Source organism: Sphingopyxis sp. Geo25 (assembly GCF_949769135.1).
Classification (GTDB): Bacteria; Pseudomonadota; Alphaproteobacteria; order Sphingomonadales; family Sphingomonadaceae; genus Sphingopyxis.
On sequence record NZ_CATKOZ010000002.1, the window covers coordinates 587,841 to 603,779 of the forward strand.

Consider the following 15,939-nt stretch of genomic DNA (forward strand, 5'->3'; position numbering starts at 1 on the left):
AACACCCATCCCTCAAGCGGGAGGGGATTTAAATGTATTCCGGAATCAGCAGGCTCGACCCGGTCGTGCGCCCGGCTTCGAGATCGGCGTGCGCGCGCGCGGCATCCTGCAGCGAATAGCGCTGCCCGACCGTGATTTTCACCGCGCCGCTTTCGACCATCTCGAACACGCGCGCCGCGCCGGCGGCGCGCTCGCCGGGATGGAGATAATAATCGAACAAGGTCGGGCGGGTGACGAATTGCGAGCCGTGCTGCGCGAGGACGCCGAGGTTGACCCCCGTCACCGCCCCGCCGGCATTGCCATAGCTCACGATCAGCCCGCGCCGCGCCGTGGCCTTGAGCGAGGTTGCCCAGGTCGCCATGCCGATCCCGTCGAAGGTGACGGGCACGCCCTGGCCGTCGGTGATCTCGCGGACGTGCGCGGCGACGTCGTCGGTCTTGTACCGGATGACATGGTCGGCGCCGGCTTCGCGCGCGGCATGTTCCTTGGCTTCGGTGCTGACCGTGCCGATGACGGTAGCGCCGATCGCCTTCAGCCATTGCACGAGGATCAGCCCCACCCCGCCGGCCGCGGCATGGACGAGCACCGGCCAGCCGGCGTCGACCTTGGCGCAGCGTTCGACGAGCGCTTCGACGGTCGCGGCCTTGAGCAGCGCCGCCGCCGCGGTCTCGTCGTCGATGCCGGGCGGGAGTTTGAAGAGCGATGCCGCGGGAACGAGCCGTGCTGACGCATAAGCATTGCGCTGCGGCCCGAAGGTCGCAACGCGGTCGCCGGGTTTCAAACCGTGAACGTCGGCACCGACCGCGATGACTTCCCCTGCCGCTTCGAGCCCGAGACCGCTAGGAAGCTCGACCGGATAAGTGCCGTCGCGGTGATAGATGTCGATGTAGTTCAGGCCGACCGCGGTCTGCCGCACGAGCACCTGGCCGGGGCCGGGATCGCCGAGCGTGACCTCGCGCCAGTCGATGACCTCGGGTCCGCCCTGCGTTTCGATGAACGCCTCGATCGCCTGCATGCGCCGCTCTCCTGCTGTCCGGCCCATCTGGTGGGCTGGGGCGGGGAGTGCAAGGGCAAGTTGTTCATCGACCCCGTCATTGCGAGGAATCGAAGGCGACGAAGCAATCCAGAGTTGCGCAGGGCCGCTCTGGATTGCTTCCCCCGGCTTTCGCCGGGGTCGCAATGACGGCTATTTCGAACGGCGCGGGCTGCGCTGGCCGTAGGGCTTGGGTTTGTAGCGATCGTTGCCGCCAGGCCCACCGGGACCGCGCGGTCCACGCGGGCCGGCGCGGTCGCCGAAGCTGCGGTCGCCGCCGGGCGCGCGGCCAAGCGTGCTGCGCGGAGCGCCATCGCGTGGACCCTTTTCCCGCGGGCTCTTGTCGCGGCGCGGCGGATAGGTCGGGCCGTCGGGCGCGGGGGTGATCGACACACCGCTGTCGTCCTCGCCGTCCTGATTTGCAGTGCGCGTGACGGCTTCGGCGAAGCGGTCGGCAATGGCGCGCGGGATGTTGAACATCGTTTCCTTGGGACCGATGCGGATCGCGCCGATCTCGTTCTTGCTCACATGGCCGCGGCGGCAGAGCAGGGGGAGGATCCAGCGCGGGTCGGCATTCTGGTGGCGGCCGATATTGAGGCGGAACCACACGGCGTCCTCGAAGCCTTCGCGGCGGTCGGCGCTGCCGCGGTCCGGACGCTCGAAGCGCTCGCCACGTTCGGGGCGGCCGGCACCGTCGCGGCCGCGCGAGCCGTTGTCGAGCAGGTCCTCGGGCGGTGGCATCAGCGCGCGATGCGCCTGGACGAGCGAGGCGGCGATATCCTCGGGCGTGCGCTCGGCCATCAGGCGCTGCGCCAGTTCGATATCCTCGGGCTCATGCTCGACGGGCGTCAGCAGCTTCTCCATCAGCCGTTCCTGATCGCGCTGGCGCACGTCGGCGGCGGTCGGCGCGTCCATCCACTCGGCGTTGATCCGCGCACCGCGCAGCATGCCGTCGACGCGGCGGCGGCGCGGATAGGGGACGATGATGACCGCGGTGCCCTTTTTGCCCGCGCGGCCGGTGCGGCCCGACCGGTGCTGGAGGGCTTCGGCGTCGCGCGGGATTTCGACATGGATGACGAGGCTGAGCGTCGGCAGGTCGATACCGCGCGCGGCGACGTCGGTCGCGACGCAGACCTTGGCGCGGCGGTCGCGCAGCGCCTGCAGCGCCTGGTTGCGTTCGTTCTGGCTATGCTCGCCCGACAGGGCAACCGCGGAGAAGCCGCGCTCGACCAGGCTGGCGTGCAGGCGGCGGACATTGTCGCGCGTCGCGCAGAACAGCATCGCGGTTTCGGCATCGTGCAGGCGGAGCAGGTTGACGACCGCGCCCTCGATGTCGGCGGGGGCGACGGTTACAGCCTGATAGGCGATGTCGCCATGGCCGCGGTCTTCACCGACGGTCGAGATGCGCAGCGCATCGCGCTGATACCGCTTGGCGAGCTGGACGATCGGCTTCGGCAGCGTCGCCGAGAACAGCAAGGTGCGGCGCGTTTCGGGGGTGCCATCGAGAATTTCTTCAAGGTCGTCGCGAAAGCCCATGTCGAGCATTTCGTCGGCCTCGTCGAGGATCGCGACGCGGAGCGCCGAGAGGTCGAGCGCGCCGCGTTCGAGGTGATCGCGGAGGCGCCCCGGGGTGCCGACGACGATCTGGACGCCCTGACCCAATGCGCGGCGTTCCTTGCTGGCGTCCATGCCGCCGACGCAGGTCGCGATGCGCGCTCCCGCCTTGGCATAGAGCCAGCCGAGTTCGCGGCTGACCTGCAGCGCGAGTTCGCGCGTCGGCGCGACGATCAGCGCGAGCGGCGATGTCGCGAAGGGCAGGCGGCCGTCCTCGATCAGCTCGTCGGCCATCGCGAGGCCGAAGGCGACGGTCTTGCCCGAGCCGGTCTGCGCCGAGACGAGGAGGTCGCGGCCCTTGGCTTCTGATTCGGTGACTTGCGTCTGGACGGGGGTGAGTGCTTCGTATCCGCGCGCGACAAGGGCGTCCGAAAGGACGGGGGAAAGATTTTCGAAAGGCATTTTTATCTCAATAATATAGGCGGCCACCGGTGCGGTGGCAGGGCGACAGAAAGGGGCTCAATGGGCTTAAATCACCTGTCCGGCAGCGTGTCCGCTCGCCCAGGCCCATTGAAAATTATAGCCGCCTAACCACCCTGTGACATCTACGGCTTCGCCGACCGCATAGAGGTTCGGGACAGTTTTGGCCATCATTGTTTGCGAGGACAGGTTTGCGGTCGAGATTCCCCCCACGGTAACCTCGGCCTTCGCGAAGCCTTCGGTGCCGTTGGGGTGGAAGGTCCAGCGCGCAAGTTTCGCCTCGGCATCGGCGAGCTTGCGGTCGGTTTGCGCCGCGAGTTCGCCGGGAAGCGTAAGGCGTTCGGCCAGCGTTTCGGCGAGACGATCGGGCAGTGCGGCGCCAAGCGCGGTCCGGAGCGTGCTGCGCGGGCGGGCGCGCTTGGCATCGAGCAGCCAGCCCGAGGGCGCGTCGGGAAGGAAGTCGATCGTCACCGACTCGCCATGACGCCAATAGCTGCTGATCTGCAGGATCGCAGGGCCCGACAGGCCCTTGTGCGTGAAGAGCGCCGCCTCGCGGAAGGCCGTCTTGCCAGCACGCGCTTCGACCGGCGCGGCGATGCCCGACAGCTCGCGGAACAGGACATCGCCGCCGCCGAGCGTCAACGGAACCAGTGCGGGACGTGGCTCGACGACCTTCAGGCCGAACTGGCGCGCGAGATCATAGGCGAAGCCGGTTGCGCCCATCTTCGGGATCGACGGGCCGCCCGTGGCAATGACGAGCGATGCGGCCGTGAAATTCTGTTCGCCAAAGCGGACGGCGAATTTGCCGTCGGCATGGGTGACGTCGCTCACCGGCTGACCGGTGCGGACCTCGACACCGGCTTTGGCGCATTCCTCGAGCAGCATCGCGACGATCTGTTTCGCCGAACCGTCGCAGAAAAGCTGGCCGAGCGTCTTTTCATGATAGGCGATGCCGTGGCGCTCGACGAGCGCGATGAAATCGGCAGGGGTGTAGCGCGCGAGCGCCGATTTGGCGAAATGCGGGTTCGCCGAAAGGAAACGGTCGGGCGCGGTGTGGATGTTGGTGAAGTTGCAGCGGCCGCCGCCCGATATGAGGATCTTCTTCCCCACCTGATCGGCATGATCGAGCAGCAGAACGCGCCGTCCGCGTGCGCCAGCGACCGCGGCGCACATCAGTCCGGCCGCGCCGGCACCCAGCACGATGGCGTCGTAGGTTGTCATGTCGGACCTTAGCGCAGCTTCGCGATCGGGAGGCCGTCCGCCTTGGCGCGGATTTTCACCGATTCCTCGCTGCGCGTCAGCGCCTTCGCGATGGCTTTGAGCGCCATGCCCTTCTTGGCGAGCGTGTGGAGCTTGTCGATCTCGGCGGCGGTCCAGGGCTGTTTGTGGCGTTCGAACTTGTCCTTCATGCCATGACCTCCGGATCGGCGGCAGCGGCGAGGATTTCGATGGCGTCCTCGCGGCCCTGGAATGCGACCATGTCACCGGCTTCGGCGCCCATCAAGGCGCGGCCGAGCGGCGCGGTGAAGGCGATGCGCCCAGCGGCCGGATCGGCCTCGTCATGACCGACGATGGTGACGGCGCGCTCGGTGCCGTTCAGCGTGTAGCGAACGCGGCTGCCGATGCCGACGACAGTATCCTTGGCGGGCGCCTGCACCTCGGCGGTCGCCTTGCGCGTGTTGAAGTGGCGGAGCTGGCGCTGGAGCTTCTTGCGCGCCTCCTCCTCGCCCTCGGCCGCGATCGCCGCTTCGAGACGCGCGACCGCTTCGCCGAGCAGGCGGAGCCCGCGCGGCGTCACGAGGTTCGCGCCGGCCGGGATCGGCAGCTCATATTCGGGTTCTTTATGCTCGTCGTCGCTTTCGCGGCGGAAGGCTACGCTCATCGTCTCTTTTCCTGATCTAGGCGCGCCCCTGCGCGAGGAAGGTGGCGACAAGATGGCACAGGGCGTAACCTGTTCGCCATCCCGCGCGAAACAGGGACGATGCCATCCCCCGCATCATCCATTTCTTAAAGGGAGTAATGACCATGACGAATGCACTCAAACTGTCGCTCGCCGCTTCGGCCGTTCTTGCCATGGCCGCCGGCACGATGGCCGCCCCGGCCGCTGCTGCCGACGGCGCGAAGGAAAAATGCTACGGCGTTTCGCTCAAGGGCAAGAATGATTGCGCCGCGGGTCCGGGCACCAGCTGCGCCGGTACCTCGACCGTCGACTATCAGGGCAATGCCTGGAAAAATGTCCCGAAGGGTACCTGCGTCAAGATGGGCGGCACGCTGGCCGCGCACAAGGGCAATGCGAAGCCGGTTCCCAAGAAGAGCTGATCTTGTCCGTTCCCCCGCTCCACTCGCTGCCGCCGCGTGCCGGCATAGGGCTTCGATCCCGGCACTATGCCGACGTGCTCGATGCGGCGGAGCGGGGGGCGGCGCCCGCCTGGGCCGAAGTTCACCCCCAAAACTACTTCGGCGCGGGCGGGCCACCGCATCGCTGGCTGACCGCGATTGCGGAGCATATACCGCTGAGTTTCCATTCGGTCGGCCTGTCGCTGGGCTCGGCGTCGGGCGTCGACGCCGACGAGCTGGAAGCGCTCGCGGCGCTGTGCGACCGTTATGAACCGGCAATGGTTTCCGACCATCTGAGCTGGAGCAACGGGCCGGACGACAAATTCCCCGACCTGCTGCCCATCCCCTATACCAACGCTGCGCTCGATCATTTCGTTGGCGAATTGGCCCGCGTGCAGGATCGGCTCGGCCGGGGCATCCTCATCGAAAATCCCTCGCGCTATCTCGCTTATGCCGAGAGCGACTGGGATGAAGCGCAATTCCTCCACGAACTCTGCCGTCGCAGCGGCTGCCGCCTGCTGCTCGACATCAACAATGTCGAGGTGTCGGCCTTCAACCTCGGGCTCGATCCGGCACCCTGGCTCGATGCGTTCGACCCCGCACTGGTGGGCGAGATCCATGTCGCCGGCCATGCGGTGAAGGACGACGAGATGGGCGGGCTGATCGCGATCGACGATCATGGATCGGCTGTCCGCCCGCGCTGCTGGGACTTGCTCGCGACCTTCCTGCGGCGCGCTGGGCCGAAGCCGGTGCTCGTCGAATGGGACACCGACGTTCCGGATTATGATGTCCTGATGGCCGAGGCGGCGAAAGCCGACGCGCTGATCGAGCCGGTCGATGCTTGAGCGCGAGCAGGCGGCGATCGCGGCGACGCTGCTTCACGGACCCGACCATCTGCCCGCCGGATTGTTCGCTGGCGATGACAATGCCGTGCTGCGCGGGCTGCGCGTCCACGCCAACACCGTCTCGCACGCGCGGCTCGTCGCGCTCGAAGAGACGTTTCCGCGCACGCGCGACTATCTCGGTGAGGCCGAATTCAATCGCCTGTCGCGTGCCTTCGTCGAGGGCGGCGGCGCCGAACGCCTCGCGTTACCAGATATCGGCCGCGATTTCGCGGGCTGGCTGGGCGACCCGCTCGCCGCCGACCTCGCGCGGGTCGAATGGGCGTGGCTCGAAAGCTACAACGCCGCCGACGCGCTGCCGCTTCGCCTCGCCGATCTTGCGGGATATGAGGAAGCCGCGCTGCTCGGCCTGACCGTCCGCCTGCACCCCGCCACGCGGATCGTGAAGCTGGCGAGCGATGCTGCGCCGCTGATCGACCCCGCTTTCGCGCCCGGCACCGCGGTTCTGCTGGTCACGCGGCCCGAGGCCGAGGTGCGGCTGTTCGCGCTGCATCCTGCCGACGATGTCGCGCTCGACCGCGCGAAAGAAATTTCGACCCTCGGTAACCTGATCGATTCGCTCGCCGAAATGCATCCCGACGGTGGCGCCGCAATCGCGGCGCTGATCGACGCAGGGGCATTTGAAAAGGTTTGAGAGATGAATCGCATTGTCGCCTTTTACGACCGCGGCGTGGAGATCGCCGCGTCGCGAATCCCCGAATCGATCGCATTGTTCCTGCTCCGCCTGGCGCTCGCCGGGGTTTTCTGGCGTTCGGGCGAGACCAAGGTGGTCGAGGGGAGTTTTCTGCAGATCGACCCGTCGCAATATGACCTGTTCGCGTCGGAATTTTCAGGGCTGCCGCTCGACCCGGTGATCGCGGTGCCGCTCACCACCTACGCCGAGCATTTCTTTCCGATCCTGCTGCTCTTCGGTATCGCGACGCGCTTTTCGGCCGGTGCGCTGCTGGTGATGACGATGGTCATCCAGATTTTCGTCTTCCCCGACGCCTGGTGGCCGGTGCATTCGCTGTGGGCCGCGATGGCGGCAATCCTGATCGTGCGCGGCGGCGGGCTGTTTTCGCTCGACGCGCTGCTTGCTAGGGTGCGGCGGCAATGAGCATCGACGAACCCTCGCTCGCGCGCCTGATGGCCGCTTCGCAGCGAGGGGATCGTGCGGCCTATCGCGCGCTGCTCGGCGATTGCCGGAAATGGCTTGCCCGCTATTTCGCGCGCCGCATCGCGCCGCACCAGATCGACGATCTGGTGCAGGAAACGCTCGTGTCGATGCACCGCAAGCTGGCGACATGGGACTCGGGGCGGCCGTTCCTGCCCTGGCTCGCCGCAATCGCGCGCTATCGCTGGATCGACATGCTGCGCCGCCAGCGCGACGAGGCCGAGCTTGGTGACAATGACGCCGCGGTCGGCGCGGAGGATGACGCGGTGCATGCGCGGATCAGCATTGACCGGATGCTCGGCTACCTGACCCCGGGTCAGGCTCAGGCGATCACGCTGGTGAAAATCGAAGGCGCCTCGATCGCCGAGGCGTCGAAACTATGCGGCCAGAGCGAAAGCCTGGTGAAGGTGAATATCCATCGCGGGCTGAAGAAGCTCGCGCAATTGATTGAAAGTGAATGAGATGAACGACGCATCGATCGACGCGCTGATCGACGGTCTCGCCACCGGTCTGAAGCCCGTCCGCCCGCAGCGCGTGCTACGCGGCGGGCTTTGGGTCGCGGCGGGCTGGATCGCGGGAGGCGCTGCGCTGCTCTGGCTGTTCGGGATGCGGCACGACCTGTCGGCCGGGCTTGCGATGGCACCGCTGCCGATGCTCGCCTTCTGGCTGATCGCCGCGCTCGGCATGGCGGCAGCGTGGAGTGCGCTGCGCATGGGGCTTCCTGCCGTCGGGCGCGACTATAGCGGGTGGCGCTGGGCCGGGCTCGCGGCGCTTGCGCTGCCGCTGAGCGCGATCTTCATCGGCTTTGGCGATGCCCATGGCGCAATGGAATCGATGCGCCCCGAACTTGGGATGCGCTGCACGATCGACGGGCTGATCGCCGGGATCGGCGTCGGCGCGGCGCTGTTTGCCTGGCTCAAGGGCGGCGCGCCGACCTCGCCCGCGCGTGCGGGCTGGGTGATCGGGATCGCCGCCGGATCGGCGGGGGCGACCGCCGTCGGGCTCCACTGCTCGTCGAACGACATGATCCACATCGCGATGTGGCACGGGCTTGCCATCCCGCTGTGGGGCGTTGCCGGCCGCCTGCTACTCGCGCCGCTGCTGCGCTGGTAGGACGAACTGGACAGCCCTCATCCTTCCGTGTTATGTGAATAATACACGAAGGAGATTGGCGATGCGAAACCGGATGATGGCGGTGCTGCCGCTGGCCCTTGCGATGGCGACCACGGCGTGCAGCCATGAGGGCAAGGGCGATCGGGACGGCGGCAAACGCACGGTCGATGCCGGTCCGGCGACGACGCAAAGCTATGACCTCAAGGGCTTTACCGGCGTCAAGGTCGCAGGCCCCGACGATGTTACGATCCGTCAGGGCGAAGCGTTCGCGATCACCGCGAAGGGCCCGAAAGCCATCATCGACGAACTGGAAATCGAACTCGACGGCGACATGCTGTCGGTCGGCCGCAAGAAATCGGGTTTCAGCTTCTCGCACCGCGACGACGACAGCGTCCGGATCGAGGTGACGATGCCGAAGCTGGTCGCGGCGCGGCTGACCGGATCGGGATCGATCGATGCCGACACGCTCGACGGCGACGCGGTTGAGGCGATCGTCACCGGATCGGGCGACCTCAAGGCGGCGAAGCTCACCGGCAAGAGCGCGAAGCTCAGCATCTCGGGATCGGGTGATATCGAAATCGGCGGCGGCACGGTCGCCAGCGGTGACTATAGCATCACCGGATCGGGCAACATCGACGCCGAAAAGCTCGCCGCGCAGACGATCAACGCGTCGATCGCCGGATCGGGCGACATCGACGCGCAGGCGACCGGCAAGGCCGACATCAACATCCTGGGATCGGGCGACGCCAATATCAGCGGCGGCGCCAATTGCACGACGCGGGCGATGGGGTCGGGCACCGCAACCTGCAAATAAAGCACGCTGGCACCGATGCTGCGGAACGGTTAAAGCCTGTCCATGACCCTGACCCTGCGCTGGGCCGCGATCGCGGCCATTGCCATCCTGTCCACCGGCCCCGCCTCGGCGGCCGAGAAGCGCTATGGCCTCACCAGTTTCGAGACCATCGAGGTCAATGGCGATTTCACGGTCGAGGTGGCGACGCGCGCCCCGGTCAGCGCGATCGCGACGGGCCCCGCCGATGCGCTCGACCGGCTGACGCTCGAAACGCGCGACGGGCGGCTGGTGATCGGCGAGAAGAAATTCGCGGGCGACGAGAGTCGCAAAAGTCCGGTCGGCGGGGTCGTGATCCGCGTCAATGCGGCGAACCTTGCCTCGGCGAGCCTCGCGGGCGCGGGTTCGCTCCAGATAGACCGGCTGAAGGGGACGCGCGTTTCGGTCGGGCTTCAGGGTCCGGGAAGGCTGACCGTCGGTAATATCGCGACCGACCGGCTGCTCGTCGTGATGGTCGGCAATGGGTCGATGACGCTGGCGGGCAAGGCGAAGCAGGGCCAGCTCAGCCTGTCGGGCGCGGGCGGGATCGACGCCGGGGCGCTCGCGATCGACGAGCTGATCGCCGACGGTGAGGGCGCGGGCGACCATGTGCTGCGCGCGGTCAAGAGCGCCACGATCACCTCGCGCGGGATCGGCAAGACGGTCGTCCTCGGCCGCCCCACCTGCACCGTCCGCAACATCGGCAGCGGATCGGTCACCTGCGGCGCGGCGAAATAATCCGCGCGACCATGTTCCCCTTCCGGAAGAAAGCGCCGCCCGCGCCATCCGGTCCGCCCGAGATTTCGCTCGGCGGAGTCGAGGGCGTGCCGCCTCCGGCCGTACCCGAAACGCGGCGGCGCAAATGGGCGAGGCGCATTTCGCGCGGCTTCGCGATCTTCGCGGTGACTTTCATTCTCCTCGTCGGCTGGCTCGCGCTCACCGCGCCGCTGTCCAAGTCGCTCGAACCGATCGCGCCGCCCGAGGTGACGTTGCTCGCCGCCGACGGCACGCCGATCGCGCGTGCCGGGGCGATCGTCGACGCGCCGGTCAAGGTCAGCGCGCTCCCCAAGCATGTCACCGGCGCCTTTCTCGCGATCGAGGATCGGCGTTTCTACAGTCATTGGGGCGTCGATCCGCGTAGCGTCGGGCGCGCGGTGTGGAGCAATGTCACCGGCGGGCGTACGCAGGGCGGCAGCACGATCACGCAGCAGCTCGCGAAATTCACCTTCCTGACCCCGAAGCGGACGCTTGGGCGCAAGGCGCGCGAGGCGCTGATCGCCTTCTGGCTCGAGGCGTGGCTGACGAAAGACGAGATCCTCGAACGCTATCTCTCGAACGCCTATTTCGGCGACAACACCTATGGACTGCGCGCGGCATCGCTCCATTATTTCTATCGCCAGCCCGAGAAGCTGACCCCGGCGCAGGCGGCGATGCTTGCTGGACTGGTGCAGGCACCGTCGCGGCTCGCGCCGACGAAGAACCCCGATCTTGCCGCAAAGCGCATGAAGCTCGTCGTCGATGCGATGGTCGACACCGGCGCGATCACAGCGGCCGAGGCGAAGGCGATGCGGGCGCCGCGCATCGACGTTCGCGCGCGCAACGATCTGCCGACGGGCACCTATTTCGCTGACTGGGCGCTGCCCGAGGCGCGCAGGCTCTCTGACGTCGGCTATTCGCGCCAGACGATCCGCACGACGCTCGACGCGCGGCTGCAGGGAATCGCGCGGCGCGTCACCAGCCGCGCGGCGCCGGGCACGGCGCAGGTCGCGCTCGTCGCGATGCGGCCGAACGGAGAGGTCGTCGCGATGGTCGGCGGGCGCGACTATGCCGCCTCGTCCTTCAACCGCGTGACGCAGGCGCGGCGCCAGCCGGGCTCGACGTTCAAGCTGTTCGTCTATCTCGCCGCGCTGAAGGATGGAAAGCGGCCCGACGACCTGATCGACAATCGCGCGATCACGACGGGATCGTACCAGCCGAAGAATGCCGGCGGCGCCTATTCGGACACGATCACGCTGGAGGACGCGTTCGCGACATCGAGCAATGTCGCGGCGGTACGCCTGCTGCGCGAGGTAGGCGACGACAAGGTCATTCGCGTGGCGCGCGATCTTGGCGTCACCTCGCCGCTGGCGCGCGGTGACCCGAGCCTTGCGCTCGGCACGTCGAGCATGACCCTGCTCGAACTCACGGCCGCCTATGCCGCGGTTGCGGCCAACAGCTATCCGGTCGTGCCGCACGCGTTCAAGGAGGAGGAGGCGGGCTGGTTCGAGCGCTGGTTCACCGGCCCCAGGCATTTCCCGTCGGGCGTCCACGACGATATCGAACAGATGCTGCGCGCCGCGGTCAATCGCGGCACCGGCCGCGCGGCGCGGCTGCCGCAGGCCAATTTCGGCAAGACCGGCACCAGCCAGGACAGCCGCGACGCGCTGTTCGTCGGTTATGCGAACGGCCTCGTCGTCGGGGTGTGGATCGGCAACGACGACAATTCGCCGCTGCAGGGCATTTATGGCGGCGGGCTGCCCGCGCGCATCTGGCGCGACTTCATGGTGCAGGCGAACGGGCAGGCCGTGCCGCGCAAGGCGCCGCCCGCGCGCGCCGAGGATCCCGGCACGCCGGTTCAGCCGCTCGACATTCCCGAGATCCCCGCGATCCCGATCGACGACAAGACGAGCGTCGGGGTGAAGGATGGCAATGCGGTGATCAGCACCGAAATCGGCGGAACGAAGGTCGATCTGAAGCTGCCGATCGGCGACCGGCCACCGGCGCCGCCGCCCGCGCCGGCGCAAACGCCGCCGTAGGGGCGCGGAATTTTGCTGCCATCGGCGAAACCGGCGCTATAGGCTGGCGCGATGCTGATCGTCGAAACCCACGAGGCCCGCCCCTGGCCCGACGCGCTCGACTGGGAGATGCGCGGCGGGGAGGCGGCGGCTGCCGCGCTCGCGCTGACACCCTATGCCGCGCTTGCCGACGCGGCGCCGATGGTCGAGATCGCGATCCGGCTGACCGACGACGCCGAGGTCCATGCGCTCAACCGCGACTTTCGCGGCAAGGATAAGCCGACCAACGTCCTTTCCTTTCCGCAGGTCCAGGCCGACCTGCTCGAAACGCTCGCCAACAGCGATGACGGCGAAATATTGCTCGGTGACATCGTCCTCGCGCGCGAAACCTGCGCGCGCGAGGCGGCGGAGAAGGGAATTTCGCTGGAGGATCATGCGACGCACCTGATGGTCCACGGCACGCTCCATCTCGTCGGCTATGACCATATGGACGACGCCGCCGCCGCCGCGATGGAGGCGCTGGAGGTGAAAGCGCTTGCATCGCTGGGCATCGCCAATCCATATGCCGATCAGGACTAACAGGGAAAAGCGACGCACATGCCCGACGATCAGGGATCTTCGAACCGATCGGAAGAGGACAGTAGATCCGGCCTGCTGGCCGGATTGAAGACATTGTTATTCGGCGGCGACAAGGAACCGTCGCTGCGCGAGCAGATCGAAGAGGTCATCGACGAGGCCGAGGAAGAGGGCGACGAGCGCCGCGGCAGCAGCGTCGTCGGCGACCTGTCGCTCATCGAGCGCAAGATGGTGCGCAACCTGCTCCACTTTGGCGAGCAGACCGTCGACGATGTCGCGGTCCCGCGCGGCGAGATCATCGCCATCCCTGAAAGCGCTACGTTCGCCGAGGTCGTCGCGGTCTTCGCCGATGCGGGGCACAGCCGCCTGCCGGTCTATCGCGAGACGCTCGACGAGGTCGTCGGGATGATCCACGTCAAGGATGTCTTCGCAGTGCTCGCAGCGGGCGCGAAGCCGCCGCCGCTGATCGACCTCATTCGCCAGCCGCTTTATGTGCCGCAGTCGATGGACGTGCTCGACCTGCTGGCCGAAATGCGCGCGAAGCGGACGCATCTGGCGATCGTGATCGACGAATATTCGGGAACCGAGGGCCTCGTCACGTTCGAGGATCTGGTCGAGGAGATCGTTGGCGAGGTTGAGGACGAGCATGACGACGAGCCGACGGCGCTCTTCGTGCGCAACGACGATGGCAGCTGGGACGCCGACGCGCGCGCCGAACTCGACGATATCGGCGAGGCGATCGATCCGCGGCTTGCCGAGGTCGAGGAAGATGTCGACACGCTGGGCGGCCTTTCGGCCGTGCTCGCGGGGCATGTGCCCGAGGTCGGCGAAGTTCTGCAGCATCCGAGCGGCTGGCGGATCGAAGTGATCGAGGCCGACGAGAAACGCGTCCACCGCCTGCGCCTTCACCCGCCGGTCGAGATCGACCTCGAGCCGCCGCTTGACACCGGCGGCGACTAGTCGGGCCGGACGTTCACCACATTGTATCGCAGCGCTTCCTGAATCGTCAGGCATCGGCGCGTCGAACGGTCGCTTTCGGTCGCGATCGCCTTTTGTCGGTACATGATGTCGGACAACAGGTCGCGCGAGACGTCCAGGCGGATCAGCAGGTCATTGTCCTCCGTCGCCATCAGCGCTGCCTCGCGCTCGACGTCGCTGATCAACTCGGTGGTCGATTCGGTACCCAATGCGACGCTCGACTGAATGGCATTCTTGTCGCCGGTCATCGTGAACATGTGGACCATGAAATAGCCGCCGGGATCGATCGTTCGCGCGCGGCCGCCCATGAAGACGAAATTGCAGGCACTGAAACACGTCCATCCCGACGGGATTCGGGTGACCATCTGACGGTCCTTGCTGAACTTGCGGATCAGCAAGCCCGCGGCATTGCCGGCGCGGGCATCTCCGCCCGGCGACCGGATCCATATTTCGCTGATCGATGGATTGTCGGTCAGAATCTTTTCGAGCCGCGCGGGAAGTTCGCTGTCGACGCGGCCTTCGGCCAGCAGCACCTTTTCGCCGCTGCGCACAAACGGCGTCAGCACCATCTTCTTATAATCCGACCAGTTGGGATTGGCGGGGCAGGTCGGATTGTCGGGGTCCATCCCGGGAGGCGTCGCGCCGGCGCAGGCCATGAGGGCGACCAGAGCGGAAATCGGCTTGATCCAGCGGCGCATGAAACCACCCCCTTTCGATCCAGGCTGTGGGCCACAGGATCATGCTAAGCCATCGGCGGCACCAAGACAATAACGGGCGGCGCGCCCCAGCCGCTGTGACCGGCATCATTGACCGAACTTGTGGTTCCGGTCATTCGGGATTAGGGTCAGGACCCATTAATTCCGCGATCGAGGTTTGAAGCGATTTTGCTTGGGGCGAGGAGAAAAGGCGCAGGAATATGTCGATATTTCCAGACTTTTCGACGAAGCCACAGGCAAAATCGGTCAAATCCCGCAGGGACGCCGAAATGGCTTCGATCTCGGGCCCGGGCGGCCTTGCGGGTAGCGATGCTACCCGCTGCACCCGCCCGAACCCGATATCTTGGCCATTTCGACGCCTCGAACGCGGAATTAATGGGTCCTGACCCTAGCCTTTTCAATCAAGGAGGGAGGGCATGCGGCCTGTGCTGCGAGGGAAATCGCTGCTCGCGATCATTGGCTCGATATGGCTTTCGAGCGGTGCCGTCGCCGGCGCCTGGCAAGGAGAGCCTCGTCCGGGCGAGGGCGACAAGGCGTTCGTTCCGCCGGCCATCGTCGAACCGCCGTTGCCCAATCTGCCGGCGCGCCCGGCGCTCGATACCGCAAGCTATCCCGACTGCCGCGAGGATTACCGGAAGATCAAGGCGCCGTTCGATCAGGCGGCCGCGATCAATCGCTGCACCCTTTCGATCGATGATTATTACAACAGGAAGATGCTGCCCTACCGCGAGGCGATGATCGCCTATCAGCAGGCCTTGTCGTCGCTCTATCTGTCGCAGGTTGGCGGCAATAAACGCTATTCGGCCGCGACGCAGGATCGCTTCTATCGGGCGATTATGGCCGAGCATGCCGCCTCCGATCCCGAAGGCGCGAACCTTGCCGCCTATCGCGGGATCGAGGCCCGATATCAGACCGACCGTGCCTATCTCGCCGACCGGTTCTGCTTCAACACCGGATGCAACGGCTATCCGGTTCCGGCCGATGCCGCCAGCGGCCCGGTACCGCCAAAGGCCGCGAAGGAGAGAAAAGAGCGCGACGCGCAGACCAAACAGGCCAGCCGCGACGCTGATCCCAAATGCAAACGCGCCCGCAAGCGCGGCGGCGCGCTGGGCGGACTGCTCGGTGGGGTCGCCGGCAGCGCCGCGGGCCTAAAAGGCGTCGGCACGGCGATCTCTGGGCTGGTGGGCGCCGTGCTCGTCGCCGAAATCGCGTGCCAGCTCGACGAGAAGGAACAGAAGGTTGCTGCCGAAGCGACCGTTGCGGTGACGAAAAAGGAAGAGGTTGGCGCGACCGCCCACTGGACCAGCCCGACGCGCCAGGGCGTCGGCGGATCATCGACGATCACTGCCCTCAACACCGAACCCAACGGCACCAAATGCCTGGCGATCACCGACATCGCCATCATCGAAGGCGAGGAGACGCGCGTGTCGAAGCGCATGTGCCGGTCGAAGCCGGGCGAACCGTACAGCGTCATGGCCTGATCGCGGCGTTGCC

General features: G+C 66.7%; 18 protein-coding genes. 12 read left to right on the forward strand and 6 right to left on the reverse strand.

Annotated elements, in window-relative coordinates; all coding sequences use genetic code 11:
- Nucleotides 1–28: 28 nt before the first annotated feature.
- The 5 genes from QOL68_RS10095 to QOL68_RS10115 form a co-directional block, all read right to left on the reverse strand.
- Nucleotides 29–1,015 (reverse strand): quinone oxidoreductase family protein, encoded by a 987-nt coding sequence (locus QOL68_RS10095; protein ID WP_282948434.1) that lies wholly within the window; start codon nt 1,013–1,015, stop codon nt 29–31.
- Nucleotides 1,016–1,186: 171 nt separating this feature from the next.
- Nucleotides 1,187–3,049 (reverse strand): DEAD/DEAH box helicase, encoded by a 1,863-nt coding sequence (locus QOL68_RS10100; RefSeq protein WP_282948432.1) that lies wholly within the window; start codon nt 3,047–3,049, stop codon nt 1,187–1,189.
- Nucleotides 3,050–3,115: 66 nt separating this feature from the next.
- A complete protein-coding gene (locus tag QOL68_RS10105) occupies nt 3,116–4,288 on the reverse strand; it encodes a BaiN/RdsA family NAD(P)/FAD-dependent oxidoreductase (protein ID WP_282948430.1) in 1,173 nt (390 codons plus the stop codon).
- An 8-nt stretch (nt 4,289–4,296) separates the two neighbouring features.
- Nucleotides 4,297–4,476 carry a hypothetical protein gene (locus QOL68_RS10110; protein ID WP_058457294.1) on the reverse strand — a complete coding sequence of 60 codons (180 nt, stop codon included), beginning with the start codon at nt 4,474–4,476 and terminating at the stop codon, nt 4,297–4,299.
- Nucleotides 4,473–4,949 carry a GreA/GreB family elongation factor gene (locus QOL68_RS10115; RefSeq protein WP_282948428.1) on the reverse strand — a complete coding sequence of 159 codons (477 nt, stop codon included), beginning with the start codon at nt 4,947–4,949 and terminating at the stop codon, nt 4,473–4,475. Before QOL68_RS10115 ends, QOL68_RS10110 begins: the two co-directional genes overlap by 4 nt.
- Before the next feature lie 143 nt (nt 4,950–5,092).
- On the opposite strand from QOL68_RS10115, the gene QOL68_RS10120 reads away from it, so the two are divergent.
- From QOL68_RS10120 to QOL68_RS10170, 11 genes are all read left to right on the forward strand, one after another.
- A complete protein-coding gene (locus QOL68_RS10120) occupies nt 5,093–5,386 on the forward strand; it encodes a BufA1 family periplasmic bufferin-type metallophore (protein ID WP_282948426.1) in 294 nt (97 codons plus the stop codon).
- 2 nt (nt 5,387–5,388) lie between these two features.
- On the forward strand, nt 5,389–6,249 hold the full coding sequence (bufB, locus tag QOL68_RS10125) for an MNIO family bufferin maturase (RefSeq protein ID WP_282948424.1): 861 nt from the start codon (nt 5,389–5,391) through the stop codon (nt 6,247–6,249).
- Nucleotides 6,242–6,940, forward strand: a complete 699-nt coding sequence (locus tag QOL68_RS10130; RefSeq protein WP_282948422.1) for an HvfC/BufC family peptide modification chaperone — start codon at nt 6,242–6,244, stop codon at nt 6,938–6,940. Before bufB ends, QOL68_RS10130 begins: the two co-directional genes overlap by 8 nt.
- 3 nt (nt 6,941–6,943) lie before the next feature.
- Nucleotides 6,944–7,402, forward strand: a complete 459-nt coding sequence (locus QOL68_RS10135) for a DoxX family protein (RefSeq protein WP_282948419.1) — start codon at nt 6,944–6,946, stop codon at nt 7,400–7,402.
- Nucleotides 7,399–7,920 carry a sigma-70 family RNA polymerase sigma factor gene (locus QOL68_RS10140; RefSeq protein ID WP_282948417.1) on the forward strand — a complete coding sequence of 174 codons (522 nt, stop codon included), beginning with the start codon at nt 7,399–7,401 and terminating at the stop codon, nt 7,918–7,920. The genes QOL68_RS10135 and QOL68_RS10140 overlap by 4 nt, the downstream gene beginning before the upstream one ends.
- 1 nt (nt 7,921) lies before the next feature.
- Complete coding sequence (locus QOL68_RS10145) at nt 7,922–8,572, forward strand: NrsF family protein (RefSeq protein ID WP_282948415.1); 651 nt, start codon at nt 7,922–7,924, stop codon at nt 8,570–8,572.
- Nucleotides 8,573–8,633: 61 nt separating this feature from the next.
- Nucleotides 8,634–9,386, forward strand: a complete 753-nt coding sequence (locus tag QOL68_RS10150; RefSeq protein WP_282948413.1) for a head GIN domain-containing protein — start codon at nt 8,634–8,636, stop codon at nt 9,384–9,386.
- A gap of 42 nt (nt 9,387–9,428) precedes the next feature.
- Nucleotides 9,429–10,139 carry a head GIN domain-containing protein gene (locus QOL68_RS10155; protein ID WP_282948411.1) on the forward strand — a complete coding sequence of 237 codons (711 nt, stop codon included), beginning with the start codon at nt 9,429–9,431 and terminating at the stop codon, nt 10,137–10,139.
- An 11-nt stretch (nt 10,140–10,150) separates the two neighbouring features.
- Complete coding sequence (locus QOL68_RS10160; protein ID WP_282948409.1) at nt 10,151–12,196, forward strand: transglycosylase domain-containing protein; 2,046 nt, start codon at nt 10,151–10,153, stop codon at nt 12,194–12,196.
- Nucleotides 12,197–12,247: 51 nt separating this feature from the next.
- Nucleotides 12,248–12,754, forward strand: coding sequence for an rRNA maturation RNase YbeY (ybeY, locus tag QOL68_RS10165; RefSeq protein WP_282948407.1), 507 nt, complete (start codon nt 12,248–12,250; stop codon nt 12,752–12,754).
- Nucleotides 12,755–12,772: 18 nt separating this feature from the next.
- Nucleotides 12,773–13,711, forward strand: coding sequence for a hemolysin family protein (locus QOL68_RS10170; RefSeq protein WP_282948405.1), 939 nt, complete (start codon nt 12,773–12,775; stop codon nt 13,709–13,711).
- Here QOL68_RS10170 and QOL68_RS10175 read toward each other — a convergent pair.
- Nucleotides 13,708–14,427 carry a COG3904 family protein gene (locus tag QOL68_RS10175; RefSeq protein WP_282948403.1) on the reverse strand — a complete coding sequence of 240 codons (720 nt, stop codon included), beginning with the start codon at nt 14,425–14,427 and terminating at the stop codon, nt 13,708–13,710. The two genes, QOL68_RS10170 and QOL68_RS10175, sit on opposite strands and share 4 nt — an antisense overlap.
- A gap of 434 nt (nt 14,428–14,861) precedes the next feature.
- Here QOL68_RS10175 and QOL68_RS10180 point away from each other — a divergent pair, with 434 nt between their 5' ends.
- Nucleotides 14,862–15,926 carry a hypothetical protein gene (locus QOL68_RS10180; RefSeq protein WP_282948401.1) on the forward strand — a complete coding sequence of 355 codons (1,065 nt, stop codon included), beginning with the start codon at nt 14,862–14,864 and terminating at the stop codon, nt 15,924–15,926.
- Nucleotides 15,927–15,939: the final 13 nt, after the last annotated feature.